The sequence below is a fragment of the Pantoea sp. Mb-10 genome, from assembly GCF_021272205.1.
Taxonomy (GTDB): Bacteria; Pseudomonadota; Gammaproteobacteria; order Enterobacterales; family Enterobacteriaceae; genus Pantoea.
Genome location: NZ_JAJSDX010000004.1, coordinates 14,132 through 39,273 on the forward strand (window position 1 = coordinate 14,132; position 25,142 = coordinate 39,273).

The 25,142-nt window shown below is 58.4% G+C and carries 21 protein-coding genes; 14 read left to right on the plus strand and 7 right to left on the minus strand.

Translation table 11 applies throughout. The annotated features are described in order from the left end of the window. The first annotated feature begins 79 nt into the window (after positions 1–79). Positions 80–1,435 carry a lysine-sensitive aspartokinase 3 gene (gene lysC, locus LU196_RS08880; RefSeq protein ID WP_232758934.1) on the plus strand — a complete coding sequence of 452 codons (1,356 nt, stop codon included), beginning with the start codon at positions 80–82 and terminating at the stop codon, positions 1,433–1,435. Positions 1,436–1,691: 256 nt separating this feature from the next. Next, the gene (gene panS / locus LU196_RS08885) at positions 1,692–2,618 is read left to right on the plus strand and encodes a ketopantoate/pantoate/pantothenate transporter PanS (RefSeq protein WP_232758935.1); all 927 of its coding nucleotides are present in this window, start codon (positions 1,692–1,694) and stop codon (positions 2,616–2,618) included. A 36-nt stretch (positions 2,619–2,654) separates the two neighbouring features. On the opposite strand, the gene LU196_RS08890 is transcribed toward panS, so the two are convergent. Then, positions 2,655–3,248: a YhgN family NAAT transporter gene (locus tag LU196_RS08890; RefSeq protein ID WP_232758936.1), complete on the minus strand. Its 594-nt coding sequence runs from the start codon at positions 3,246–3,248 to the stop codon at positions 2,655–2,657. A 228-nt stretch (positions 3,249–3,476) separates the two neighbouring features. On the opposite strand from LU196_RS08890, the gene asd reads away from it, so the two are divergent. From asd to glgP, 6 genes are all read left to right on the plus strand, one after another. Next, a complete protein-coding gene (gene asd / locus LU196_RS08895; protein ID WP_232758937.1) occupies positions 3,477–4,586 on the plus strand; it encodes an aspartate-semialdehyde dehydrogenase in 1,110 nt (369 codons plus the stop codon). Positions 4,587–4,945: 359 nt separating this feature from the next. Continuing rightward, a complete protein-coding gene (glgB, locus tag LU196_RS08900) occupies positions 4,946–7,132 on the plus strand; it encodes a 1,4-alpha-glucan branching enzyme (RefSeq protein WP_232758938.1) in 2,187 nt (728 codons plus the stop codon). Beyond that, on the plus strand, positions 7,132–9,111 hold the full coding sequence (gene glgX / locus LU196_RS08905) for a glycogen debranching protein GlgX (protein ID WP_232758939.1): 1,980 nt from the start codon (positions 7,132–7,134) through the stop codon (positions 9,109–9,111). The genes glgB and glgX overlap by 1 nt, the downstream gene beginning before the upstream one ends. A gap of 10 nt (positions 9,112–9,121) precedes the next feature. Next, positions 9,122–10,414, plus strand: coding sequence for a glucose-1-phosphate adenylyltransferase (gene glgC, locus LU196_RS08910; protein ID WP_232758940.1), 1,293 nt, complete (start codon positions 9,122–9,124; stop codon positions 10,412–10,414). Positions 10,415–10,475: 61 nt separating this feature from the next. Beyond that, complete coding sequence (gene glgA, locus LU196_RS08915) at positions 10,476–11,909, plus strand: glycogen synthase GlgA (RefSeq protein WP_232758941.1); 1,434 nt, start codon at positions 10,476–10,478, stop codon at positions 11,907–11,909. Between the two features lie 19 nt (positions 11,910–11,928). Further along, on the plus strand, positions 11,929–14,376 hold the full coding sequence (gene glgP / locus LU196_RS08920) for a glycogen phosphorylase (protein WP_232758942.1): 2,448 nt from the start codon (positions 11,929–11,931) through the stop codon (positions 14,374–14,376). Between the two features lie 77 nt (positions 14,377–14,453). Here the strand turns inward: glgP and LU196_RS08925 are convergent, their stop codons facing one another. Together LU196_RS08925 and LU196_RS08930 are read right to left on the minus strand one after the other, a co-directional pair. Beyond that, a complete protein-coding gene (locus tag LU196_RS08925) occupies positions 14,454–15,011 on the minus strand; it encodes a DcrB family lipoprotein (protein ID WP_232758943.1) in 558 nt (185 codons plus the stop codon). A 116-nt stretch (positions 15,012–15,127) separates the two neighbouring features. Continuing rightward, positions 15,128–15,793: a 7-cyano-7-deazaguanine/7-aminomethyl-7-deazaguanine transporter gene (locus LU196_RS08930; protein ID WP_232758944.1), complete on the minus strand. Its 666-nt coding sequence runs from the start codon at positions 15,791–15,793 to the stop codon at positions 15,128–15,130. A 215-nt stretch (positions 15,794–16,008) separates the two neighbouring features. Between LU196_RS08930 and tusA the strand changes: the two genes are divergently transcribed. Further along, on the plus strand, positions 16,009–16,260 hold the full coding sequence (tusA, locus tag LU196_RS08935; RefSeq protein ID WP_232758945.1) for a sulfurtransferase TusA: 252 nt from the start codon (positions 16,009–16,011) through the stop codon (positions 16,258–16,260). Here tusA and LU196_RS08940 read toward each other — a convergent pair. Both LU196_RS08940 and LU196_RS08945 read right to left on the minus strand, forming a co-directional pair. Continuing rightward, a complete protein-coding gene (locus tag LU196_RS08940; RefSeq protein ID WP_232758946.1) occupies positions 16,257–18,515 on the minus strand; it encodes a zinc/cadmium/mercury/lead-transporting ATPase in 2,259 nt (752 codons plus the stop codon). The two genes, tusA and LU196_RS08940, sit on opposite strands and share 4 nt — an antisense overlap. Before the next feature lie 90 nt (positions 18,516–18,605). After that, the gene (locus LU196_RS08945; RefSeq protein ID WP_232758947.1) at positions 18,606–19,235 is read right to left on the minus strand and encodes a lysoplasmalogenase; all 630 of its coding nucleotides are present in this window, start codon (positions 19,233–19,235) and stop codon (positions 18,606–18,608) included. Positions 19,236–19,395: 160 nt separating this feature from the next. Here LU196_RS08945 and LU196_RS08950 point away from each other — a divergent pair, with 160 nt between their 5' ends. Further along, complete coding sequence (locus tag LU196_RS08950) at positions 19,396–19,752, plus strand: DUF2500 domain-containing protein (RefSeq protein WP_232758948.1); 357 nt, start codon at positions 19,396–19,398, stop codon at positions 19,750–19,752. Positions 19,753–19,782: 30 nt separating this feature from the next. Here LU196_RS08950 and LU196_RS08955 read toward each other — a convergent pair whose 3' ends face one another. Both LU196_RS08955 and rsmD read right to left on the minus strand, forming a co-directional pair. Beyond that, on the minus strand, positions 19,783–20,052 hold the full coding sequence (locus LU196_RS08955; RefSeq protein WP_232758949.1) for a DUF1145 family protein: 270 nt from the start codon (positions 20,050–20,052) through the stop codon (positions 19,783–19,785). Further along, the gene (rsmD, locus tag LU196_RS08960; RefSeq protein WP_232758950.1) at positions 20,042–20,641 is read right to left on the minus strand and encodes a 16S rRNA (guanine(966)-N(2))-methyltransferase; all 600 of its coding nucleotides are present in this window, start codon (positions 20,639–20,641) and stop codon (positions 20,042–20,044) included. The genes LU196_RS08955 and rsmD overlap by 11 nt, the downstream gene beginning before the upstream one ends. A gap of 230 nt (positions 20,642–20,871) precedes the next feature. Here rsmD and ftsY point away from each other — a divergent pair, with 230 nt between their 5' ends. The 4 genes from ftsY to rpoH all read left to right on the plus strand — a co-directional run bounded on the left by ftsY (position 20,872) and on the right by rpoH (position 25,124). Beyond that, positions 20,872–22,365, plus strand: coding sequence for a signal recognition particle-docking protein FtsY (gene ftsY, locus LU196_RS08965; protein WP_232758951.1), 1,494 nt, complete (start codon positions 20,872–20,874; stop codon positions 22,363–22,365). Between the two features lie 5 nt (positions 22,366–22,370). After that, positions 22,371–23,039 (plus strand): cell division ATP-binding protein FtsE, encoded by a 669-nt coding sequence (gene ftsE, locus LU196_RS08970; RefSeq protein ID WP_232758952.1) that lies wholly within the window; start codon positions 22,371–22,373, stop codon positions 23,037–23,039. Continuing rightward, entirely contained in the window at positions 23,029–24,027 is a 999-nt protein-coding gene (gene ftsX / locus LU196_RS08975; protein ID WP_232758953.1) for a permease-like cell division protein FtsX, read from the plus strand. The genes ftsE and ftsX overlap by 11 nt, the downstream gene beginning before the upstream one ends. A 239-nt stretch (positions 24,028–24,266) precedes the next feature. Then, the gene (gene rpoH, locus LU196_RS08980; protein WP_145886382.1) at positions 24,267–25,124 is read left to right on the plus strand and encodes an RNA polymerase sigma factor RpoH; all 858 of its coding nucleotides are present in this window, start codon (positions 24,267–24,269) and stop codon (positions 25,122–25,124) included. Positions 25,125–25,142: the final 18 nt, after the last annotated feature.

The window sequence follows — 25,142 nt, forward strand, 5'->3', positions numbered from 1 at the left end:
CTCTTCTCTTGTGCCAAGGCTGTTACCCGATCTTCTCTTCCATTAACGGGAGGAGATAACCTGACACGAGGTTTGTTACATGACCCAATCCTTGATCGTGGCGAAATTTGGTGGCACCAGCGTTGCCGATTTTGAGGCCATGAACCGCAGCGCGGATGTCGTGCTGTCCGATGCCAATACGCGGCTGGTTGTGCTGTCCGCGTCTGCAGGCGTAACGAATATGCTGGTTTCTCTGGCGGAAGGCCGGGAGCTAGAGCAGCGTGCGCACCTGCTGGACGACATTCGCACCATTCAATACGCCATTATCGATCGTTTACAGTCAGCTGATGTGATCCGTCAGGAGATTGATCGCATGCTGGAAAACATCCTGATGCTGGCTGAAGCGGCGGCACTGGCGACATCGCCTGCGCTAACAGACGAGCTGGTCAGTCACGGTGAGCTGATGTCCACGCTGCTGTTTGTGGAGATCCTGCGCGAACGCCAGGTGAACGCCGAGTGGTTTGACGTGCGCAAAGTGATGCGCACCAGCGACCGTTATGGCCGTGCTGAGCCAGATGTCGCCACGCTGCAGGCGCAGTGTGACGCGCAGCTTGCGCCACGCGTTGGCGAGACGCTGGTGGTCACGCAGGGCTTTATTGGTAGCGAGAGCAAAGGGCGCACCACCACGCTGGGCCGCGGCGGCAGCGATTATACCGCTGCGCTATTGGGCGAGGCGCTGCAGGCGGCGCGTGTCGATATCTGGACCGACGTAGCCGGCATTTATACTACCGATCCTCGCGTGGTGCCCACGGCAAAGCGCATTGAAGAAATCACCTTCGAAGAAGCGGCAGAGATGGCGATTTTTGGCGCTAAAGTGCTGCATCCCGCTACGCTGCTGCCTGCGGTACGCAGCGACATTCCGGTGTTCGTTGGGTCGAGCAAGGATCCAGCCGCGGGCGGCACGCGCGTGTGCAACGAAACCCGCGATCCACCGCTGTTTCGCGCGCTGGCACTGCGCCGCAAGCAGACTCTGCTGACGCTGCATAGCCTTAACATGCTGCACGCGACCGGCTTCCTGGCGGAAGTGTTTGCCATTCTTGCACGCCACAATCTTTCGGTGGATCTGGTGACCACGTCGGAAGTGAGCGTGGCGCTGACGCTGGATACTACCGGCTCCACCAACACCGGCGACAGTTTGCTGACGCAGGCGCTGCTCACCGAGCTGTCGTCACTGTGCCGCGTCGAAGTGGAAGAGAACCTCGCGCTGGTGGCGATCATTGGCAACAATCTGTCGAAAGCCTGCGGCGTGGGTAAAGAGGTGTTTGGCGCGCTGGAGCCGTTTAATCTGCGCATGATTTGCTACGGGGCCAGCAGCTACAATCTTTGTTTCCTGGTGCCGACGGCGGATGCGGAAGCGGTAGTGCGGGCGCTGCACCTGAATCTTTTCGGTTCCTGAGCCGTTTACCTGCCTGTTAGAAGCCGGACATTGTCCGGCTTTTTTATTGGCGCTCGCTCACCCTGAGGGCATTTACCGTAAATCACAGCATGATGTCCGCATCTGCCGGTCCATCCTCAGCAGAGGCGTGGCATTTAGCCGCCTGCGCGTTTCTCATGATAATCAAATGTTATGATCGCCTGCTTGGCTGCGCCGGTGGTTCTCCGCACGCGATGAAGCCGTACTCACACCTTCCGATAACGCTAAGGACACGTTCATGCTCGCCACTCTCACCCGCTTATTCCCGCTTTGGGCCGTGCTGCTCTCACTCGCCGCCTATTTTTCGCCGGCGACCTTCCTCGCGATTGGGCCATGGGTGACCTGGCTACTGATGCTGATTATGTTTGGTATGGGCGTCACGCTGAATATTGATGATTTTAAACGGGTGCTGGTGCGTCCGGCACCGGTGATTGCAGGCACCTTTTTGCACTATCTGGTCATGCCGCTAGCCGCTTGGGCACTGGCTAAGTTATTTCAGATGCCGCCCGATTTGGCAGCCGGTATGATTCTGGTGGGCAGCGTGGCCAGCGGCACGGCCTCCAACGTCATGATTTATCTGGCAAAGGGCGACGTAGCGCTCTCCGTGACCATTTCGTCGGTGTCTGCGCTGGTGGGGGTGTTTGCTACGCCGCTGCTTACGCGCTTTTACGTGGATACCCATATCCAGGTGGATGTGGTGGGGATGCTGCTGAGTATCATCAAAATTGTGGTGATCCCCATTGGGTTGGGGCTGATCATTCACCACAGCATGCCGCGCGTGGTGCGCCGCGTGGAACCGTATCTGCCCGCGTTTTCCATGGTCTGCATTTTGCTGATTATCAGCGCGGTGGTGGCGGGCAGCCAGGGCTTTATCGGTTCGGTCGGCCTGATGGTGATTGCGGCGGTGATTCTGCATAACGCTATTGGTTTGCTGGGAGGCTACTGGGGCGGCAAGCTGTTTGGCTTTGACGAGTCCACTTGCCGCACCTTAGCCCTGGAAGTGGGCATGCAGAACTCGGGCCTCGCGGCGACGCTGGGGAAACTCTACTTCTCGCCGCTGGCGGCGCTGCCGGGCGCGCTGTTTTCTGTTTGGCACAATCTGTCGGGCTCGCTGCTGGCGGGCTACTGGTCGGGCAAAGCCGTGGAGAAAAAACGCGCGTCGTAAAGACAACGGGCGGCCGGTGGGCCGCCCGTTTTGCGCTTACAGTTTGAGGTAGGCGCGAATGCCGTCCAGAAACATCTGCGTGGCCAGCATAATCAAAATCAGCCCCATGAGCCGCTCCAGCGCGCTTACGCCTTTGTCCCCCAGCAGGCGTAAAAACAGCCCCGACAGCAGCAGTATCACCACCGTCAGTCCCCAGGCAAACAGCAGCGCCAGCACCAGATGCGTCATTTGCTGAGGATACTGATGTGATAACAGCATCAGCGTCGCCAGCAACGACGGACCGGCCACCAGCGGGATGGCCAGCGGGACCAGGAACGGTTCTTCCCCGGCGGGCAGGCCGCTGGTGCTGGTTTCCCCCGACGGGAAAATCATGCGTATGGCGATCAAAAACAGAATAATCCCGCCGGAAATCGACACCGTTTCGGTGCGCAGGTTAAGGAACGTCAGAATGCGCTCCCCGGCAAACAGAAACAGCAGCATCAGCGCCAAAGCAATCAGCATTTCGCGCATCAACACCGCGCGGCGGCGCTTGGGTTCAAGGTGCTTGAGCACCGACATAAAGATTGGCAGGTTGCCCAGCGGATCCATAATCAATAACAGCAATATGGTGGCGGATATCATTTCAGTCATAGGTTACAAACCATCCTTCCTGCCTCTTTCATTATTCAGTGAGTGTATTAGCGATGCTGCTGAAAAAGTGAATACAATCGAATTAATTCACTTGCCAGAAGGGCTGCATTTTGTAGAGTTGAGGGACGCAGGTAAACCTGATTATGACGCAGACGTGCAGGCAAGTTCAGCGCGTCTTTTCCTTGCACCACGAAGGGCAGCGTAAAACGCGCCCCGGACGGACAGAAAATGAAGAATGTAGGCTTTATTGGTTGGCGTGGCATGGTCGGCTCTGTGCTGATGTCACGCATGAGTGAAGAACGCGATTTTGATGTGATCAATCCGGTCTTTTTCTCCACGTCTCAGCTGGGTCAGGCCGCGCCAACCTTTGGCGGTAAGACCACCAGCGTGCTGCAGGATGCGTTTGATATTGAGGCGCTCAAGGCGTTGGATATCATCATCACCTGTCAGGGTGGCGACTACACCAGTGAAGTCTACCCCAAGCTGCGCGAAAGCGGCTGGCAGGGCTACTGGATTGACGCAGCTTCTACGCTGCGCATGAAAGATGACGCCATCATTATTCTCGATCCGGTGAACCACCAGGTGATTCGTCAGGGGCTGGACAACGGCATCAAAACCTTCGTGGGCGGCAACTGCACCGTTAGCCTGATGCTGATGTCGCTGGGCGGCCTGTTCGCCAACGATCTGGTGGAGTGGGCGTCAGTGGCCACTTACCAGGCGGCTTCCGGCGGCGGTGCGCGCCACATGCGCGAGCTGCTCACGCAAATGGGCATGCTGCATGATCACGTGGCGACCTCACTGCACGATCCCGCCTCGGCGATTCTGGACATTGAGCGCAGCGTTACCGATTTCACCCGCTCAGGCACGTTGCCTACCGATAACTTTGGCGTGCCGCTGGCGGGCAGCCTGATTCCGTGGATCGACAAACAGCTGGACAACGGCCAGAGCCGTGAAGAGTGGAAAGGGCAGGCTGAGACCAACAAAATTCTCTCTACCCGCAACGTGATTCCTGTGGATGGCCTGTGTGTGCGCGTTGGCGCGCTGCGCTGCCACAGCCAGGCCTTTACGCTCAAGCTGAAAAAAGATCTGCCGCTGCAGGAGATTGAACAGCTTTTGGCTTCCCATAACGAGTGGGTCAACGTGGTGCCGAACGATCGCGAGATCACGATGCGCGAGCTGACGCCAGCGGCGGTGACGGGACGCCTGACCACGCCGGTGGGCCGCCTGCGCAAGCTCAATATGGGGCCTGAGTATCTCTCGGCGTTTACCGTGGGCGATCAGCTGCTGTGGGGCGCCGCCGAGCCGTTGCGCCGCATGTTACGTTTACTGATCGACTAAGCGCAGCGTAAACCAGACAGGCCGGGGTTTCCCGGCCTTTTTTTTTGACCTTGAGCGCGTGAAACTTAACGCAAATTACGCCGGACAAGTGATCGAGTTCCCTTTTTTACGCGTTCGCAAAGATTTTTTTTCAATCCTGCCTGGCAACTGCCAGCCCCAAGCTATGATTGAACAGTGATATGCCGTTTTTTTACTGTTTTTGCTTTCCGATCTGAACGGTTGTTGTACACGGCAAAGTACTTTCCCACGGACGGTGTTTTCTCTTGCTGTTGTATGTATGGCTCAATGAAAAGCAGCGCACCTGAGAAGGCATAGTCGCTCACTCCGGTCGCCTGCGCATAAATCATAGGAAGAAAGTCATGTCTGAGCTTCCCGATCGTCATGCGATCAATGCCCTATTTTCGGGTCATTACGCCGACCCCTTTTCGATTCTGGGGATGCACCAAACCGCTGCCGGACTTGAAGTCCGTGCGCTGCTGCCTGACGCCTCAGAAGTATGGGTCATTGAGACCAATACGGGACGCAAATGCGCGCAGCTAAAATGTATTGATTCTCGCGGCTTCTTTAGCAGCGTGATCCCGCGCCGTAAAAACCGTTTTCGCTATCAGCTGGCGGTGACCTGGCACGGGCAGCAAAACCTGATTGACGATGCGTATCGCTTTGGCCCGCTGCTGGCGGAAATGGACGCCTGGCTGCTGGCGGAAGGCACGCACATGCGTCCCTATGAAACGCTGGGGGCGCACGGTACCACCATTGATGGCGTGAGCGGCACGCGTTTTACCGTGTGGGCACCCAATGCGCGGCGCGTTTCCGTGGTGGGTGATTTCAACTTTTGGGATGGCCGTCGCCACCCGATGCGCTTTCGTCGCGAGCTGGGCATCTGGGAGCTGTTCGTGCCCGGCGCGGTCAACGGTCAGCTGTATAAATACGAAATTATCGATATTGATGGGCAGCTGCGCATCAAAGCCGATCCCTTTGCGTTTGAAGCGCAAATGCGCCCGCAAACCGCCTCTATGATCTGCGGCCTGCCGCCCAAGGTGGAGATGCAGCCGCAGCGCAAGACGGCAAACGAATTTGATAAGCCTATCTCTATCTACGAAGTGCATCTCGGCTCGTGGCGTCGCCACACCGATAACAATTTCTGGCTGAGCTACAAAGAGCTGGCCGAACAGCTGGTGCCCTACGCCAAAGAGATGGGCTTTACCCATCTTGAACTGCTGCCGATCAACGAACACCCGTTCGACGGGAGCTGGGGCTATCAACCGCTGGGCATGTACGCCCCAACGCGCCGCTTTGGTACGCGCGATGAATTCCGCCATTTTATCGCCGCCGCGCACGAAGCGGGCCTGAACGTGCTGCTGGACTGGGTACCGGGCCACTTCCCGAGCGACGATTTCGGTCTGGCCAAGTTTGACGGGACCTCGCTGTATGAACACAGCGATCCACGCGAAGGCTTCCACCAAGACTGGAACACGCTGATTTATAACTTTGGTCGCCGTGAAGTGAGCAATTACCTCTCAGGTAACGCGCTTTACTGGGTCGAGCGCTTTGGCATTGACGGCCTGCGTGTCGATGCCGTGGCGTCCATGATCTACCGTGATTACAGCCGCAAAGAGGGCGAATGGGTGCCCAATCACCTTGGTGGGCGTGAAAACCTTGAAGCCATCTCCTTCCTGCGCCATACCAATCGCACGCTGGGACGTACTGCCCCGGGCAGCATTACCGTGGCGGAAGAGTCCACTGACTTCCCCGGCGTCACGCGTCCGTCTGAGGCAGGCGGCCTCGGCTTCTGGTTCAAATGGAATCTGGGCTGGATGCACGACACCCTCGACTATATGAAACTCGATCCGGTGCACCGCCGCTATCATCACAACCTGATGACCTTCGGCATGCTCTATAACCACACCGAAAACTTCGTGCTGCCGCTGTCGCACGATGAAGTGGTGCACGGTAAGCGCTCCATTTTGGATCGCATGCCGGGCGACGCGTGGCAGAAGTTTGCCAACCTGCGCGCCTATTACGGTTGGATGTGGGGCTTCCCGGGCAAAAAGCTGCAGTTTATGGGCAACGAGTTTGCCCAAGGTCGCGAATGGAACCACGACACCAGCCTCGACTGGCATCTGCTGGAGGGGGAAGACAACTGGCACAACGGCGTGCAGCGGCTGGTCCGCGATCTCAACTTCACCTACCGTCACTACGCGCCGCTTTACCAGCTCGACTTTGACAGCAGCGGCTTTGAATGGCTGGTGGTCGATGACCATGAAAACTCGGTGTTTGCGTTTGTGCGCCGCGACCGCGACGGCAATGAAATCATTGTTGTCAGCAACTTTACGCCCGTGGTGCGCCAGCACTATCGCTTCGGCGTGAACCAGCGCGGCGGCTGGCGGGAAGTGATGAACACCGATCAGCACGACTATCACGGCAGCGACACACGCAACCACGGCGTCGTGCATACGGATGACATTGAGAGCCACGGTCGCGGCCAGTCGCTGAGTCTCACGCTGCCGCCGCTGTCAACGCTCTGGTTGGTGCGGGAGGGCGATTAATGCTGGAGCCGGGTGAGCCCTCGCCGCTGGGCGCCCACTATGATGGGCGCGGCGTTAACTTTACGCTGTTTTCTCGCCACGCGGAGAAAGTGGAGCTGTGCCTGTTTGACGCGCAGGGCGGCGAGCGTCGTTATACGCTGCCGGCCCGCAGCGGTGATATCTGGCACGGCTACCTGCCTGCCCTCAAACCCGGCCAGCGTTACGGCTACCGCGTCCACGGTCCGTGGGCGCCGCAGCAAGGGCACCGATTTAATCCGGCAAAGCTGCTGGTGGATCCCTGCGCCAAAGCGGTGATCGGCGACGTGCCAGACGATGTGCGTCTGCTCGGCGGCGAACAGACGCGCGATACGCAAGACAGCGCGGCCATCGCGCCTAAATCGCAGGTGGTGGCCGACGATTTTGACTGGGAAGACGACGTGCCGCCGCGAACGCCGTGGGGAGAGACGGTGATTTATGAAGCGCACGTGCGCGGTCTGACCCGACAGCATCCGGACATTCCGGAAAGCCAGCAGGGTACTTATGCGGCACTGGGCCATCCTGCTATGGTGACGTATCTGCGCCACCTTGGCATTACCGCGTTGGAGCTGCTGCCCGTGGCCCACTTTGCCAGTGAGCCACGTCTACAGCGGCTAGGGTTAAGCAACTATTGGGGCTATAACCCATTTGCGCTGTGGGCGCCGGATCCGCGCTATGCGTCCGGTGAGCAGGGCGTCACGCCGCAGCAGGAGCTGCAGCAGGCGATCAAAAATCTGCACGCGGCGGGTATAGAAGTGATTCTGGATGTGGTGTTCAACCACACCGCCGAGCTGGAAGAGATTGGCCCCACGCTGTCGCTGCGCGGCGTGGACAATGCCAGCTATTACTGGCTAGGCGACGGCGGGGAATACCATAACTGGACCGGCTGCGGCAACACGCTCAACCTCCACGATCCGGCCGTGATGACGTGGGCGCTGGAGGCACTGCGCCATTGGGTACGCGAATACCACATTGATGGCTTCCGTTTTGATTTAGCCAGCGTGCTGGGTCGCACGCCCGCGTTTCATCAGGATGCGCCACTGTTGGCAGCGATGCGCGCTTGCCCGCTGCTGTCGCAGGTTAAGCTGATTGCGGAACCTTGGGATATCGGCCCCGGCGGCTACCAGGTGGGGAATTTTCCGGCGGCGTTTGCCGAGTGGAACGATCGTTTTCGAGATGATGTGCGCCGCTACTGGCTGCACGGCGATGTCAGCAACGGAGACTTCGCGCGTCGCTTTGCGGCGTCCAGCGACGTCTTCCAGCGCGGCGCGCGCCTGCCGCACGCCAGTATCAATCTGATTACCGCGCACGACGGCTTTACCTTGCGCGATGTGTTGAGCTTTAACCACAAGCATAACCAGGCCAACGGTGAGGATAACCGCGACGGCAGCAGCCATAATTTTAGTCATAACCACGGTAAAGAGGGGCTGAACGTGACCGCCGATATCGTCGAGCGGCGTCGTCTCAGCGCCCGTGCGTTATTGACCTCGCTGCTGCTGGCGCAGGGCACGCCGATGTTGTTGGCAGGCGATGAGCGCGGTCACAGTCAGCACGGCAATAACAACGCCTACTGTCAGGATACCCCGCTGACCTGGCTCAACTGGCAGCAGGATGATAAGGGATTAGTGGATTTCACCGCCGCGTTGATTCAGCTGCGCCAGCGCATTCCCGCGCTGACCGCCGATGCGTGGTGGCAAGGGGGTGATGGCAACGTTCAGTGGTTGAATGCCAGCGGCAGACCACTGGAAACACACGCGTGGGAACAGGGCGTGCACAGACTGCAAATCCTGCTCTCCGGCTGCTGGTTAATAACAATAAATGCCACGGAAGAGGTGAGTGACCTTGCCTTACCAGACGGAGAGTGGCGTGCCATTCCTCCTTTCGCCGGGGAAGAAAACCCAATCGTGACAACTGTCTGGCACGGACCCGCGCACGGTGTGTGCGTGTTCATGAAAAAATCCTGAGGAGTCAGACATGGTTAAGTTAGATAGAACCGACCCCCTGATGCTGGCACGCCAGCTCCCTACACAAACGGTTGCCTTGATCCTGGCTGGCGGACGCGGTACGCGCCTGAAAGATCTGACCGCGAAGCGCGCCAAGCCCGCCGTGCATTTTGGCGGTAAGTTCCGCATTATTGATTTCGCCCTTTCTAACTGCATCAACTCCGGTATTCGGCGCATTGGTGTGATCACGCAATACCAGTCCCACACGCTGACGCAGCACATTCAGCGCGGCTGGTCGTTGTTCAACGAAGAGATGAACGAATTTGTTGATCTGCTGCCTGCCCAGCAGCGCGCGGCCACCGAATACTGGTATCGCGGTACGGCGGACGCGGTGACGCAAAACCTCGACATCATCCGGCGCTATCGCGCGCAGTACATCGTGATTCTTGCAGGCGACCACATCTATAAAATGGATTACTCGCGCATGCTGCTGGATCACGCCGATCGTGGTGCGAAGTGCACTATCGCCTGCCTGCCGGTGCCGCTTGCGGAGGCGTCGGCGTTCGGGGTGATGGCGGTTGATGCGCAGAACAATGTAATCGATTTTATTGAGAAGCCCCCAAGCCCGCCGTCTATGCCCGGCGACGACAGCAAAGCGCTGGCCAGCATGGGCATTTATGTGTTTAACGCGGACTATCTTTACCAACTGCTTGAGGAGGACGCGCTGCTGAGCGACTCCAGCCACGATTTTGGTAAGGATCTGCTGCCGAAAATTGTCGCCAGCGGTGAGGCGTATGCCCACTCCTTCGCGCTCTCTTGCGTGCAGCATGATGAAAGTGCCGAGCCCTACTGGCGCGACGTAGGCACCCTGGAAGCCTATTGGCGCGCCAACCTTGACCTCGCCTCGGTCACGCCTGAACTGGATATGTACGACCACGAGTGGCCGATTCGCACCCACATGGAGCCGCTGCCGCCCGCGAAGTTTGTGCAAGACCGATCCGGCAGCCACGGCATGACCATGAACTCCCTGGTCTCTGGCGGGTGCATTATCTCCGGCTCGGTGGTGGTGAATTCCGTGCTGTTTCCGCGCGTGCGGATTAATTCGTTTTGCAACATTGATTCCACGGTGCTGCTTCCCGACGTGGTGGTAAATCGATCCTGTCGCCTGCGACGCTGCGTGATCGATCGCGCCTGCGTAATTCCAGAAGGCATGGTGATCGGTGAAAACCCTGACGAGGACAGTCGCCGTTTTTACCGTTCAGAAGAGGGCATCGTGCTGGTGACGCGCGCCATGTTGGCCAAATTGGCCGCTGCGGGTCAGTAAGTGACGAAAGGCATAAAAATTGTCGCGTGGAACGCGAGCAATAACACAATAGGGGTTCAGGATGCAGGTTTTACATGTCTGTTCAGAGCTTTTCCCGCTGTTAAAAACCGGTGGGTTGGCTGATGTCGTCGGCGCATTGCCTCAGGCTCAAATAGCCGATGGTACGGACACGCGAGTGCTGCTGCCCGCGTTTCCGGATCTGCTTAAAGGGATTCCTGAGACCGACATTGTGGCGGAGCTACAAACGTTCGCCGGACCGGTTCGTCTGCTTTTAGGCGAATTTAACGGTGTCGGCATTTACCTGATCGACGCCCCGACGCTCTACGATCGTCCCGGCAGCCCCTATCACGATACGGCGCAGTTTGCTTACGTGGATAACTATCTGCGTTTTGCGCTGCTCGGCTGGATGGGCGCAGAGTTGGCCAGCGGCATTGATTTGCAGTGGCGGCCGGATATCGTGCACGCGCACGACTGGCACGCGGGTCTGACCTGCGCCTACATTGCCGATCGCGGTCGTCCGGCGAAAACGGTGTTTACGGTACACAATCTGGCGTATCAGGGCCTGTTCTCGGCGCGGCATCTGGACGAGATCCAGATTCCCCCGGCGTTTTTCGCTATGCACGGGCTCGAATTCTTTGGCCAGATTTCTTACCTAAAGGCCGGGCTCTATTTTGCCGATCATATTACGGCTGTCAGCCCAACCTATGCGTTAGAGATTACGCGCCCCGAATTTGGCTATGGCATGGAGGCGCTGCTGGAGCAGCGGCTGCGAGAAGGGCGGTTAAGCGGCATTCTCAACGGTGTGGATCCCGGCATTTGGGATCCGGCCCACGATCTGCTGCTTACGGCGCGCTACGATCGCGACACGCTGGAAAGTAAAGCGGAGAACAAGCGCCAGCTGCAAATTGCCATGGGCCTGCGCGTGGATGACAAAGTGCCGGTGTTTTGCGTCATCAGCCGCTTAACCAAGCAGAAAGGGCTGGACCTGGTGCTGGAAGCGCTGCCCGGTCTGCTGGCGCAGGGCGGTCAGCTGGTGCTGCTGGGTCAAGGCGATGCCGAGCTGCAGCAGGGCTTTCTGGCGGCGGCCGCGGAGCATCCAGGCAGCGTGGGCGTGCAGATTGGCTATCACGAAGCCTTTTCCCACCGCATTGTGGGCGGCGCAGATGTGATCATGGTGCCGAGCCGGTTTGAACCGTGCGGTCTGACGCAGCTTTACGGCCTGAAATATGGCACGTTGCCGCTGGTACGTCGTACCGGCGGATTAGCGGATACCGTGCAAGACAGTTCGCTCGAGAACCTTGCCGACGGGGTGGCCAGCGGATTCAGCTTTGAAGACAGTAATGCCTGGTCCCTGCTGCGTGCGATCCGGCGCGCTTTTGTACTCTGGTCCCGTCCTGCTCTTTGGCGTTACGTACAGCGCCAGGCGATGGGGATGGATTTTAGTTGGCAGGTAGCCGCGCAGGCTTACCGCGATCTTTATCAACGCTTGCTGTAACGAGATTGGGACACTGGATATGAACGCACCTTTCACCTATGCCTCACCCACGTTGACGGTTGATGCTCTCAAGCACTCAATCGCCTATAAGCTGATGTTTACCATTGGTAAAGATCCGTCTATTGCTAATAAACACGAGTGGCTCAACGCCGCACTGCTGGCGGTGCGCGACCGCATGGTGGAGCGCTGGCTGCGCTCCAGCCGCGCACAGCTGTCGCAGGATGTGCGCCAGGTGTACTACCTGTCGATGGAGTTTTTGATGGGGCGCACGCTGGGCAATGCCCTGCTGGCCATGGGGATCTATGACGATCTCAATCAGGCGCTGGATGAGATGGGTCTCGATCTCAGCGAGCTGATGGAGGAGGAGAACGATCCCGGCCTCGGCAACGGCGGCCTTGGACGCCTTGCTGCCTGCTTCCTTGACTCGCTCGCCACGCTCGGCCTGCCGGGCCGCGGCTACGGCATCCGCTATGACTACGGCATGTTCAAGCAAAACATCGTGGACGGCCAGCAGCGTGAATCGCCCGATTACTGGCTGGAGTACGGTAATCCGTGGGAATTTCAGCGGTTCAACACGCGTTATAAAGTGCGCTTCGGTGGACGATTGCAGCACGAAGGCAGCCGCGTGCGCTGGTTGGAAACCGAGGAGATCGTGGCGATGGCCTACGATCAGATCATTCCTGGCTATGACACCGACGCGACCAACACGCTGCGCCTGTGGGGCGCGCAGGCCAGTAACGAGATCAACCTGGGGAAATTTAACCAAGGCGATTACTTTGCGGCGGTAGAAGATAAAAACCATTCGGAAAACGTGTCGCGCGTCCTTTATCCGGATGATTCAACCTATTCAGGACGCGAGCTGCGCCTGCGTCAGGAGTATTTCCTCGTCTCCTCTACGGTGCAGGACATTCTGCATCGTCACTGGCAGATGCATGAAACCTGGGACAATCTGCCAGACAAGATCGCTATCCACCTCAACGACACGCACCCGGTGCTGGCCATTCCCGAGCTGATGCGCTTGCTGATCGACGATCACAAGTTCACGTGGGATGACGCGTTCGAAGTGACCTGTCAGGTGTTTTCGTACACCAACCACACCTTGATGAGCGAGGCGCTGGAAACCTGGCCGGTGGACATGATCGGCAAAATTCTGCCGCGTCACCTGAGCATTATTTTTGAAATCAACGACTACTTCCTGAAAACCATTCAGGAGTACTATCCCGACGATTGGGATCTGCTGGCACGCATTTCAATCATCGACGAGAACGATGGACGCCGAGTACGCATGGCGTGGTTGGCGGTGGTGGTCAGCCATAAAGTGAATGGCGTTTCAGAGCTGCACTCTAATTTGATGGTGCAGTCGCTGTTTGCCGATTTTGCCCGGCTGTTCCCCGGCCGCTTCTGTAACAAAACCAACGGCGTCACGCCGCGCCGCTGGCTGGCGCTGGCCAACCCCGCGCTCTCCGAAGTGCTGGATGAGACCATCGGCCGCACTTGGCGTACCGACCTTAGCCAGCTGAGTGATTTAACCCCGCACATTGACTATCCGGCCTTTATTGAGCAGGTGGCCGACGCCAAATTCGCCAATAAAAAGCGGTTGGCGGAGTGGGTAGCAAAAAACATGGATATCGTGCTCGATCCACACGCGCTGTTCGATGTGCAGATCAAACGCATCCACGAATACAAGCGCCAGCTGCTGAACGTGCTGCACGTGATTACGCGCTATAACCGTATCAAGGCCGACCCCAGCGCCACGTGGGTGCCGCGCGTGAACATCTTTGCCGGGAAAGCGGCCTCGGCGTATTACGTGGCGAAGCACATCATTCATCTGATCAACGATGTCGCCGATGTGATCAACAACGATCCGCAGGTGAAAAACAAGCTCAAGGTGGTGTTTGTTCCCAACTACGGCGTGAGCCTGGCGCAGATCATTATTCCTGCTGCGGATCTCTCAGAGCAGATCTCCACGGCGGGCACGGAAGCGTCTGGCACCAGTAACATGAAGTTTGCGCTGAACGGCGCGTTGACCATTGGCACGCTGGACGGTGCCAACGTGGAGATGCGCGAGCACGTGGGTGCCGATAACATCTTTATCTTCGGGAACACCACGCCGCAGGTAGAGAAGCTGCGTCAGGAGGGCTACAACCCGCGTAAATACTTTGAGGAAGATGCCGAACTGCATCAGGCGCTGACGCAGATCGCCACCGGCGTGTTCAGTCCGCAAGAGCCGGGTCGCTACCGCAATCTGTTTGACGCGCTGGTCAGTTTTGGCGACCACTACCAGCTGCTGGCCGACTACCGCAGCTATGTGGATACGCAGGACAAGGTGGACAAGCTTTACCGTCAACCGGCCGAGTGGCAGCGCCGCGCCGCTCTGAACATTGCCAATATGGGCTACTTCTCGTCCGACAGGACGATTCAGGAGTACGCCGACGAGATCTGGCATATCTCTCCCGTCAGGCTGTAAAAAAAAACGCGTTCGCGGGATGTCTCCGGCGAACGCGTTTGATTGCGCGCAGCAGGCATACGCCTGCTGGTGTGCATTTACTTCAGGGTGATGGTTTTCACAATGGCATCTGCGTCACTCTGCGCCTTTTGCTGGTTATCAGCCGGCAGGGTGATCTGCATGGTCATGAGCTTACCGTCCACTTTCGCCAGAATCAGCGATGACCATGAGGTCTGATTATTGGCGGAAATCACCGTATCCAACTGCTGTGCAGGCTGGTCTTTCAGCATGACCGCTTTGTTCGATACCACCTGCAACTGGGGATCGCGGTTACGCTGCTGCTGCTCAAAACGCTGTCCCAGTACATCCAGCGCATCATTGTTGGTATCGCCAGCAATCACAATAATCGCGCGCTGACCGGTTTCATCGGCGTAAACGTGCATATTGTTCGCTTCAGAACCCAGCTTTCCACTCTTATCTGACATGCCCGCAGGCAGGCTAAAGCTGAGTTTCCCGTCCATCAGATTCACCGTCTGAGCGGACTGAGTGGCGGCAGCGTCGCTGTGGTTGGCAGGGGTGTCATCTTTCTTTTGATCGCATGCGGCAAGCCCAACGATCAGCAAGCCAATTCCGGCATATTTCACTACGTTACGCATTCTTATCCCTTTTCTCAGATCCTAATCAGGCGCTATACAAGCGAATTTACCGGGTAAAAGCAACCGTCGCTTTGTCAGGAAATCTTAGCGCACTGCGGCAGGACGTCTATCTCCCGTTAGCTGAAATTTATCTGGCGTTGCGCGGCGCGCTCGGCCAGGCGTTTCAGCGCAGTGTTCAGCAGTACGCCATAGGCGGGCAAAAAGAAAATCATGCAGATCAAGACTTTGAAGCTGTAATCCACCAGCGCAATCTCTACCCAGTGTGACGCCATAAAGGGGTCCGGGCTTTTGTAGAAGGCAATGAAAAAGAACGCCAAGGTATCGCTGATATTGCCAAGGAACATGGCGGAAGCGGGCGCGATCCACCATTGCGGTAACTGGCGCAAGCGGTTAAACACGTGCACGTCGAGGATCTGGCCCAGCGCATACGCCATAAAGCTGGCGCAGGCGATGCGTGCCACGAACAGGTTGACGTTTTGCAGCGACGACCAGCCCTGCCACGCGCCCTGATAGAACACGCAAGAGACCACATAGGAGATAAACAGCGCCGGGATCATCACCGCTAAAATGATGCGCCGCGCTAGCGGTGCGCCAAATATGCGAACCGTAAGATCGGTGGCGAGGAAAATAAACGGGAAACTGAACGCGCCCCACGTGGTGTGGAAGCCAAAGATAGCCACCGGGAGCTGCACCAGATAGTTACTGGAGGTGATCACCAGCAAATGAAAAAGCGACAGCCAAAACAGCGCGTGCATGCGCTGACCTGCAGATAAAACCAGCATAATGAACCTTTTTAGTGGTGGGGTGAGGGAACCCAATTTTTCCGTCCGCGCTGCGCGTGCCGTCAGTGCGGGGCGGATCGATTAGCAAAACGGTCGGCATCTTAACGTGTTGCGCAACGAATGCAATGGTTAATTTTAACGCAATCGTTATCGCCTTGCGCTGGTGAATCGGCGCGCTAGAATGAGCGCCCACCCTTTACGGAAGACAGCACATTATGAGCGATGCCTTTTCTACGCCGGACCACACGCTTGATGCGCTCGGCCTGCGCTGCCCTGAGCCCGTCATGATGGTGCGCAAAACGGTGCGCACCATGCAGGCAGGTGAAACCCTGCTGATCGTGGCTGACGATCCGGCCACCACGCGCGACATCCCCGGCTTTTGCCGCTATATGGATCATCAATTGCTGGCACAGCAAACCGACACGTTGCCATACCAGTACCTCATCCAGAAAGGCGCGGCGGCTTAACGCTGCCGCAGTAGACGCAGCGCGTTGGCGGTGACCAGTGCGGTGGCACCAGAATCCGCCAGCACTGCCAGCCACAGGCCGGTAAATCCAAGCAGCGTGGTGATCAGGAACAGGCTTTTGAGTCCCAACGCTATCGCGATGTTTTGCCGAATCACCGCCCGGGTGCGACGCGCCAGTGCGATACTGTGCGGCAGAATGTTGAGGTTGCTGTGGCTTAGGGCGGCGTCAGCGGCCTCCAGGGCGACATCGGTGCCGCTGCCCATCGCAATGCCCATATCCGCCGCTTTCATGGCGGGCGCATCGTTAATGCCGTCGCCCACCATCGCCAGCGGCTGGCGATGACGCAGTTCGCGTACCGCCTGCACCTTATCGCCCGGTAACAGACTGGCGCGGTAATCGATTGCCAGCTGTCCCGCCATCGCCGCCGCCGCGCGCGGATTGTCGCCGGTCAGCATGATGCTGCGGATCCCCAGCGCGCGTAAGGCCTGCAGCGCATTGACAGCCTCGTCGCGCAGCCGATCGCGCAGGGCGATAATGCCCTCGGCCTGCTGATCCCGAAGTAAGACCACCACGCTATTGCCCTCGGCTTCCAGTCGCGCAATGCGCTGTTGCGCGTCCGGCTTCAGGTCGGTGACGTCGCGCGGTGCGCGCAGCTGCCATTTCACCCCGTCGATGTGGGCGCAAATGCCGCTGCCCACGAGTGTTTGTTGCTGCTCGGCGTCGGGCAGCGCGAGCTGGCGCTGTTGCGCTTCCGTCACAATGGCGCGCGCCAGCGGATGCCGCGCGCCTTGCTCAATTGCCGCAGCCATGCGCAGTACCGTGTTTTCGTCGCCTTCTGCCAGGGGAATGATCTGCGTGACCTGCGGTTGTCCCACGGTCAGCGTGCCGGTTTTATCAAAGGCAATCGCCTGAATGCGGCTGAGCGTTTCCAAAGCCGCACCGCCTTTGATCAGCACGCCCTGACGGGCCGCCGCAGCCAGACCCGACGTGATGGCGGCGGGGGTGGAAATCACCAGCGCACAGGGACATCCAATCAACAGCAGGGTCAGGCCTTTGTAGATCCACGCTGACCACGCGCCCGCGTCCAGCAGCGGGGGAAGCACCATCACCAGCAGCGCCAGCAGCATAATCGCAGGGGTATAAATGCGGCTAAAGCGATCGATAAAGCGCTCAACCGGCGCACGATGGCTTTCGGCCTCTTCGATGAGGCGCAGGATGCGATCAATGGCGCTTTCCCCCGGCTGCGACAGCACGGTAAGCGTCACGCGGCGATCTACGCTGGTGGCACCGGCCATCACGGCTTCACCCGGCTCGCGCAGCACCGGCAGCGATTCGCCGGTAAGGGCGCTCTCATCAAAACTGGCGCTGGCGTTCAGCAGTTGAGCATCGGCGGGGAGACGACCGCCGGCGGCCACTTCAATCACATCCCCTGGCCGCAGCGCCTCAAGCGCCACCTGCTCACGCCGCCGATCGCGCAGGCGCGTTGCGGTTGCCGGGCGCAGCGCCATCAAAGCCGTCACGCCGCGTCGCGCGCGCGTGGCGGCATAGCGCTCCAGCCGTTCGCCAATCTGAAACAGCAGTAGCACCATCGCGGCTTCGGCGTGGGCCCCCAGCGCCAGCGCACCGGCGGCCGCCACCGTCATTAGCGTTTCGATACTGAAAGGCGATCCGCTGCGCAGCAACCGCCATGCGCTGCGCGCCACGGGGGCGAGGCCAACCAAGGTCGCCAGCACAAACAGCCGATCGCCCCACAGCGGCGTCACGCGGCCAAGCAGCCAGCTGCTGGCAATCAGCAGGGCCAGTAGCAGCAGGCCAAACTGCGACGGCCAGCGGGAAGGGGCCGGCGGCGGCGCGGCATGAGCGTATAGCGTGAAGCCGAGGCGTTTAACCGCCTGCTCAACGGCGCCGCCAACGTCGCAATCGGACTCCACCACCAGTTTTTCGCTGGCAAACAGCACGCGCGCCGCGCGCACCTGTGGCAGCTGACGAACGGCGGTTTCAATGCTGCGCGCGCAGGACGGACAATCCATGCCGCGAATGCGCCACGCGAGTGCGGCAGCCGACGCGGGGCCGTCGGGTTCTGCATCCTCTCCGGGCGTAGCCGTTTCACCTGCCGCGCAGCAGCGCTCTGGTTCCGGCACGGTGGGGGTGGCGGCAGAAATGGTGAGGGAGTGCGGGCGGTGAGCCGCGCGTGAGCAAGGTTGCAACGCGCTGTGAGACACGCCGCAGCGGCAGGAAGAGGAAGGTGCATGCATAAGATCTCCGCGTTCAGGACGTGAGCACGTGCCCACGTCCTGAAGCTTACACTCTGGAGTCCACTCCAGAGTCAAGCAGGAGCCGCTGAGTTAGTAGAGCCAGAGAGAACGCACGATCATGAAATGGCCCGCGAAGTAACAGGCGGCCACCAGCGCGCTGTCGGCGCTGAAGCGACGGCGAAAGTGGCTAATAAACCAAATAATATTGGCCAGCAGCAGCAACCCGGCCCCTACCAGCAGCGAAAAGCTGTAATCCGTTGGGCGGAAAACGTAATTTTCAGCGGCGAGCCAGTTCATGACCAGCGTCATGCCAATCAGCGTACAGATTGGCCAACGCAGAGCGTCAAGTTTGCTCCACAGGATGCCAATGACCACGGCACCCATCACCAGCAGCGTCACGGGAATCGGCCAGTAGAAGCTCACGGTCATTTGGGCGGCAAAGCTAATGGTATACAGCAGATGAGACAAGAAGAACGCGCCCAGCGCATAGAGCATTTGCTGACGCGGCAGCAACATCAGCGCGTCGCCCACCAGCGTGGCAACCAGCCCCGCGAGGATCAGATAGTCCGTGGTATTGCGCGTGGGGGCCTGCCAGGCCCAGGCGACCAGCAGCAGCAGCGTAACGGGTTTAAATAACCAGCGCTGCCACTGGGGACCACGGTAGGAGGCGTCGACATACAGCCAACCGGAAAAAAGTACAGCAAGAAAAGACCACAGCATGATTTCTCCCTTTGCTGAACTCCACGTTCAGCGTTAATTTTCCCAACATCGCCTTCTCAGTTTAAGTTACCCCCGACGAATGTGACAGTCGGTGTCGTCTGGTTGTATCCTTTACGGCTTGAAACCGTTCCCGACACCACCGCAAAGCGCGAGAGAAAACATGAGCAAACCACCGCTAATCTTTTTTATCGTTCTGGCGATCATTGCCATTTTGGCGACCCGTCAGTTTATCAAGCAGCGCCGCGAAGCGGCCGTGAACGATGCGTCACCGGTACGCGTCATGGCCGTGGAGGTCAAAACCAAGCGTGAGGTGCCGTCACCGAATCTGCGCTCGCGCCAGCGCGAGCAAATCGTGGCGGAAAACATGAAATATGAAGCATGGTTTCACCCGCTAAATGGGGCGGGCGATTTTAAGGTTGCGCTCAGCGCGGATGACTATCACCGCATGGACAAAGGCGTGAAAGGCGAGTTAAAGATGCAGGGCAGCCGCTTTGTAAGCTTTACGCCCGCGCGCTAACCTGGCGCGCCGTGAAGGCGCGCGCTGGGGTTACATTTTAGGATAATGCCGTTTCTGCCACGCCAGCAGTTCAAACACCCCAAAAAAGAAAATTTTCGCCTGGGTGGCGCGGCTGAGCTTGGGCGCCTCTTTGGGCTGGGTGGCGCGCAGCAGCACCAGCTGGAGGCCGTGCATAATCACCATAAAGAACAGGGCGACGTGCACAAAATAGCGCAGCGGCACCGGAAACGGATGCACCAGGTTCAGCAGTAAAAAAGCCCACACGCCGACCATCAGTAAGCGTCCTAGATTAAGCCACATCGTGCGTCTCCTGTTGGCGTTGATAAAGGCGATAAGCCACCTGTCCGGCAATCTTCTCGCGGTATAAATCCCAGCTGGCCGGAGCGACGGGTGCGCCGTGTTCCACTTCACTCTCTACATAGATTAGCGCCTGATGGCTCAGCCAGCCGTTTTGCTCCAGCAGCGTGAGGGTTTCCTGCAGTAGCCCTTTACGGAACGGCGGATCAACAAACACGATATCAAACGGCGTGCCGGGTTGGCTCAGCCACTGCAACGTATTGGCCTGCACCACGACGCCCTGCGTAGCGCGCAGCGTATGGAGATTTTGCGTCAGCTGCTGGGCCACGCTGCGGTCCAGCTCCAGCAGTGTCGCGCAGGCCGCATAGCGCGACAGCGCTTCCAATCCTAACGCCCCGCTGCCGGCAAAGCAGTCCAGGCAGCGGGCCTGCTGGATATCAGGTGCCAGCCAGTTAAACAGGGTTTCACGCACGCGGTCGGTGGTGGGACGCAACCCATCGCTATTGGGAACGGGAAGTTTTCGGCCGCGCCACTGCCCGCCAATAATGCGGATCTGGCCTGCGGCGCTGCTGCTGCGGGGGGATTTAGGCATGTCGCTCATAACTCGTCATAATTTGTTGCGTAGTTTAACGGGCGCTGCGGGCAGAAGAAACGTTAAAAAAAGGGTGCTGTGGTGCGCTGGCTGGAAAGTGTTAGACTATTGAGTTGGTATCGCGCGCGTAATTGCCTGATTTTTACGCCGCTCATGCGCGAAAGCATTAAATTTTATCCCCTGGGAAAACGAATCACCGGGAATAAGCCATCGAGGAGTGTGGTCACACAATGGCAAAAGAGAAGAAACGCGGCTTTTTTTCCTGGCTAGGCTTTGGCAAAGAAGAACAGGCGCAGCCGCCTGCGGAAGTGCCGCAGCACGACGCTGTGCAGCAACCTGAACCTGACGTCGACGAGAGTGCGCACGCGCGCGCCGAGGCGCAGGCAGAAGCGCATGCGGAGCATACCGCTGAAGCGACGCACGATGACACTGACGCTGCGCCCATCACCCATATCGAAGAAGAGATCCTGCCGGAAGAGGAAGTGACCGCTCAGCCCGATAGCGTCACCGCGCATCAAGCGGCGGTTTTGCCGGAAGATCTGCCTGAAACGGGTCTCGCACCGGTCGAACCAGAACCGCAGCAGGAAGCACACTTGCCAGAACCGGCGATCGTCGTTCCCGAGGACGCCTCTCAGCCAGCGACACAGGCGCAGGACGACGCGCCGCTGAGCGATGAAGAGCTGGAAGCGCTGGCGCTGGCGGAAACCTACGCCGAAGACGCCGAAGCCGAAGTGGCGGATACCGTGAGCGATTTGCCGCTGGCTGCGGCGCCGCTGGTTGCGCAGGAGCAAGAGCGTCCGACCAAAGAGGGCTTTTTCGCCCGTCTGAAGCGCAGTCTGGTGAAAACCCGTGAAAATCTGGGTTCTGGCTTTGTCAGCCTGTTCCGCGGCAAGAAAATTGATGACGATCTGTTTGACGAGCTGGAAGAGCAGCTGCTGATTGCGGATGTAGGGGTAGAAACCACGCGCCGCATCATCACCAGTTTGACCCAGCAGGCGAGCCGCAAACAGCTGCGTGACGCGGAAGCGCTGTACGGCCTGCTGAAAACCGAGATGTCGGAGATTCTGAACAAGGTTGACGCGCCGCTCGATGTCAGCGGTAAAACGCCGTTTGTGATCCTGATGGTCGGCGTCAACGGCGTGGGTAAAACCACGACCATTGGTAAGCTTGCGCGCCAGTATCAGTCAGAAGGTAAATCCGTCATGTTGGCCGCCGGTGACACTTTCCGTGCCGCTGCGGTCGAGCAGCTTCAAGTGTGGGGGCAGCGCAACAATATTCCCGTGGTGGCGCAGCACACCGGTGCGGATTCCGCCTCGGTGATCTTTGATGCCATTCAGGCGGCGAAAGCGCGCAACGTGGACGTACTCATCGCCGATACCGCCGGACGCCTGCAAAACAAAGCGCACCTGATGGAAGAGCTGAAAAAAATCACGCGCGTGATGAAAAAGCTGGATAACGACGCACCACATGAAGTGATGCTGACCCTCGATGCCAGCACCGGGCAGAACGCGATCAGCCAGGCCAAACTGTTTAATGACGCCGTGGGCCTAAGCGGCATTGCGCTGACCAAGCTCGACGGCACGGCGAAAGGCGGGGTGATCTTCTCGATCGCCGATCAGTTCGGCATCCCGATTCGCTACATTGGTGTTGGGGAAGGCATTGAGGATTTACGGCCATTTAAGGCCGGAGATTTTATTGAGGCACTGTTTGCCCGAGAGGAATAAGTGGGATGATTCGCTTTCAAGAGGTAAGTAAAGCATACCTGGGCGGACGCCAGGCGCTACAAGGGGTCGATTTTCATCTGCGCCCCGGCGAAATGGCGTTCCTCACCGGCCATTCCGGCGCGGGAAAAAGTACCTTACTGAAGCTGATTTGTGGCATTGAACGCCCGAGTGCCGGGCAGATCTGGTTTAGCGGGCATGACATATCGCGCCTGCGCCGCAGTGAAGTGCCTTTCCTGCGTCGTCAGATCGGCATGATTTTTCAGGATCATCATTTGCTGATGGATCGGTCGGTATACGAGAACGTGGCGATCCCGCTGATCATTTCCGGTGCCAGCGGCGAGGACATTCGTCGTCGCGTCTCTGCCGCGCTGGATAAGGTGGGCCTGCTCGACAAAGCGAAAAGTTTCCCCATCCAGCTTTCCGGCGGTGAGCAGCAGCGGGTGGGCATTGCCCGCGCCGTGGTGAACAAACCCGCGGTGCTGCTGGCGGATGAGCCCACTGGCAACCTTGATAACGCGTTGTCCGAAGACATTCTGCGCCTGTTTGAAGAGTTTAATCGCGTGGGCGTAACGGTGTTAATGGCGACGCACGACATTGGGCTGATCTCACGCCGCAATTACCGCGTGATGACGCTGAATCAGGGACGTCTGCACGGAGGCCACGATGGTCAATAAACGCAATAAGCGCCCGGCTGCGACCAAAGCGGCAAAACAACCGTCGAAACAGCCGTCGAAAAGTAAAGCGCTTAAAGGCGGCTGGCAAGAGCAGTGGCGTTATGCCTGGCGCGGCACGCTCTCTGATATGTATCGCCAACCGCTGGCAACCTTGTTGACGGTAATGGTCATTGCCATCTCGCTGACGCTACCGAGCGTCTGTTACATGGTGTGGAAAAACGTTAGCCAAGCGGCGGCGCAGTGGTATCCGGCTCCGCAGCTCACCGTGTATCTGGATAAGTCGCTGGATGACACGGCGGCAGAAAATGTTACCGCGCAGCTTAAGCAGCTCGACGGCGTGGATCACGTTAACTACATGACGCGCGAAGAGGCGCAGAGTGAGTTCCGCAACTGGTCGGGCTTTGGCGGTGCCATGGACATGCTGGAGCAGAATCCGCTGCCTGCTGTGGCGATCATCACGCCGAAGCTCAATTTCCAAAATTCCGACACCATGGCAAACCTGCGCGATCGCGTGGCGAAAGTGCAGGGGGTGGACGAAGTGCGCATGGATGACAGCTGGTTCGCGCGCCTGGCGGCCCTGACCGGGCTGGTAGGACAGGTTGCCTCGATGATTGGCTTGCTGATGGTGGTCGCGGTGTTCCTGGTGATTGGCAATAGCGTTCGCCTGAGTATTTTTGCCCGGCGCGACACCATTAACGTGCAGAAGCTGATCGGCGCTACCGACGGCTTTATTTTGCGTCCGTTTCTTTACGGCGGCGCGCTGCTGGGACTTTCGGGCGCCGTGCTCTCGCTGATCCTTTCTGAGGTGTTAGTGCTCCGCCTGCAGTCAGTGGTGGCGCAGGTGGCTTCGGTGTTTGGCACCACCTTCGTGCTGGAAGGTTTTTCCTGGGATGAAGGCCTGCTGCTGCTGCTGGTGGCGGCGATCATCGGCTGGATCGCCGCCTGGCTGGCGACGGCGCAACATTTACGTCGATTTACGCCCCAGTAACCCTCCGCAACGTTTTTTGATATACTCTTCCTCTGCTGCCGACGAACGGGAGCAGAGGATTCTTCCCAAAATCCCCCGCCGACAGCTGTGCTTATCTTATTCACTGCTATAATTGAACTTGTGGATAACTTTGTCGTCCAATAAGCACACATTGCTTTTGGTTTTTCTGCAGCGCTGACATAATGTAGCGGCTGCGCAAAGAATCATGCAGCAAGTCCATTGAATTTGTGAGGGTTTGAATGACCAAAGAAATGCAAACTTTAGCGATTGCGCCTCTTGGCAACCTGGAGTCTTACGTCCGGGCGGCTAACAACTGGCCGGTACTGACGGCAGAAGAGGAAAAAGCATTGGCTGAGAAGCTGCATTACCAGGGCGATCTGGATGCAGCCAAGACGCTGATCCTGTCTCACCTGCGCTTTGTTGTTCATATCGCTCGTAATTACTCCGGTTACGGCCTGCCGCAGGCTGACCTGATTCAGGAAGGTAACATTGGCCTGATGAAGGCGGTGCGCCGCTTCAATCCTGAAGTGGGCGTGCGTCTCGTCTCTTTCGCCGTGCACTGGATCAAAGCGGAAATTCACGAATACGTACTGCGCAACTGGCGTATCGTGAAGGTCGCCACCACCAAAGCACAGCGCAAACTGTTTTTTAACCTGCGTAAAACCAAGCAGCGTCTGGGCTGGTTTAACCAGGATGAAGTTGAGATGGTTGCGCGCGAGCTGGGCGTGAGCAGCAAAGACGTGCTCGAAATGGAATCGCGCATGGCCGCACAGGACATGACTTTTGATATGTCCTCTGACGACGACGCTGGCGAAGGCAAGCCGATGGCGCCCGTGCTTTATCTGCAGGATAAAACCTCAGACTTTGCTGACGGCATCGAAGAGGACAACTGGGACGCGCACGCGGCGGACAAGCTGAGCGATGCGATGTTGAGCCTTGACGAGCGTAGCCAGCATATCATCCGCGCCCGCTGGCTGGATGATGACAACAAAACCACGCTGCAGGAGCTGGCTGACCAGTATGGCGTCTCCGCCGAACGCGTGCGTCAGCTGGAGAAAAACGCCATGAAGAAATTACGCATGGCGATCGAGGCTTAACAGCCCTTCAGCAAAAAA

What these genes read in the sequence shown, in the direction of transcription:
- LU196_RS08945 (WP_232758947.1), bottom strand. Translation starts at nt 19,235, where the DNA reads ATGCTGTGGTCTTTTCTTGCTGTACTTTTTTCCGGTTGGCTGTATGTC.
- panS (WP_232758935.1), top strand. Translation starts at nt 1,692, where the DNA reads ATGCTCGCCACTCTCACCCGCTTATTCCCGCTTTGGGCCGTGCTGCTC.
- ftsE (WP_232758952.1), top strand. Translation starts at nt 22,371, where the DNA reads ATGATTCGCTTTCAAGAGGTAAGTAAAGCATACCTGGGCGGACGCCAG.
- asd (WP_232758937.1), top strand. Translation starts at nt 3,477, where the DNA reads ATGAAGAATGTAGGCTTTATTGGTTGGCGTGGCATGGTCGGCTCTGTG.
- LU196_RS08925 (WP_232758943.1), bottom strand. Translation starts at nt 15,011, where the DNA reads ATGCGTAACGTAGTGAAATATGCCGGAATTGGCTTGCTGATCGTTGGG.
- glgA (WP_232758941.1), top strand. Translation starts at nt 10,476, where the DNA reads ATGCAGGTTTTACATGTCTGTTCAGAGCTTTTCCCGCTGTTAAAAACC.
- ftsX (WP_232758953.1), top strand. Translation starts at nt 23,029, where the DNA reads ATGGTCAATAAACGCAATAAGCGCCCGGCTGCGACCAAAGCGGCAAAA.
- glgX (WP_232758939.1), top strand. Translation starts at nt 7,132, where the DNA reads ATGCTGGAGCCGGGTGAGCCCTCGCCGCTGGGCGCCCACTATGATGGG.
- LU196_RS08950 (WP_232758948.1), top strand. Translation starts at nt 19,396, where the DNA reads ATGAGCAAACCACCGCTAATCTTTTTTATCGTTCTGGCGATCATTGCC.
- LU196_RS08955 (WP_232758949.1), bottom strand. Translation starts at nt 20,052, where the DNA reads ATGTGGCTTAATCTAGGACGCTTACTGATGGTCGGCGTGTGGGCTTTT.
- ftsY (WP_232758951.1), top strand. Translation starts at nt 20,872, where the DNA reads ATGGCAAAAGAGAAGAAACGCGGCTTTTTTTCCTGGCTAGGCTTTGGC.
- glgB (WP_232758938.1), top strand. Translation starts at nt 4,946, where the DNA reads ATGTCTGAGCTTCCCGATCGTCATGCGATCAATGCCCTATTTTCGGGT.
- LU196_RS08940 (WP_232758946.1), bottom strand. Translation starts at nt 18,515, where the DNA reads ATGCATGCACCTTCCTCTTCCTGCCGCTGCGGCGTGTCTCACAGCGCG.
- lysC (WP_232758934.1), top strand. Translation starts at nt 80, where the DNA reads ATGACCCAATCCTTGATCGTGGCGAAATTTGGTGGCACCAGCGTTGCC.
- LU196_RS08930 (WP_232758944.1), bottom strand. Translation starts at nt 15,793, where the DNA reads ATGCTGGTTTTATCTGCAGGTCAGCGCATGCACGCGCTGTTTTGGCTG.
- LU196_RS08890 (WP_232758936.1), bottom strand. Translation starts at nt 3,248, where the DNA reads ATGACTGAAATGATATCCGCCACCATATTGCTGTTATTGATTATGGAT.
- glgP (WP_232758942.1), top strand. Translation starts at nt 11,929, where the DNA reads ATGAACGCACCTTTCACCTATGCCTCACCCACGTTGACGGTTGATGCT.
- rpoH (WP_145886382.1), top strand. Translation starts at nt 24,267, where the DNA reads ATGACCAAAGAAATGCAAACTTTAGCGATTGCGCCTCTTGGCAACCTG.
- rsmD (WP_232758950.1), bottom strand. Translation starts at nt 20,641, where the DNA reads ATGCCTAAATCCCCCCGCAGCAGCAGCGCCGCAGGCCAGATCCGCATT.
- glgC (WP_232758940.1), top strand. Translation starts at nt 9,122, where the DNA reads ATGGTTAAGTTAGATAGAACCGACCCCCTGATGCTGGCACGCCAGCTC.
- tusA (WP_232758945.1), top strand. Translation starts at nt 16,009, where the DNA reads ATGAGCGATGCCTTTTCTACGCCGGACCACACGCTTGATGCGCTCGGC.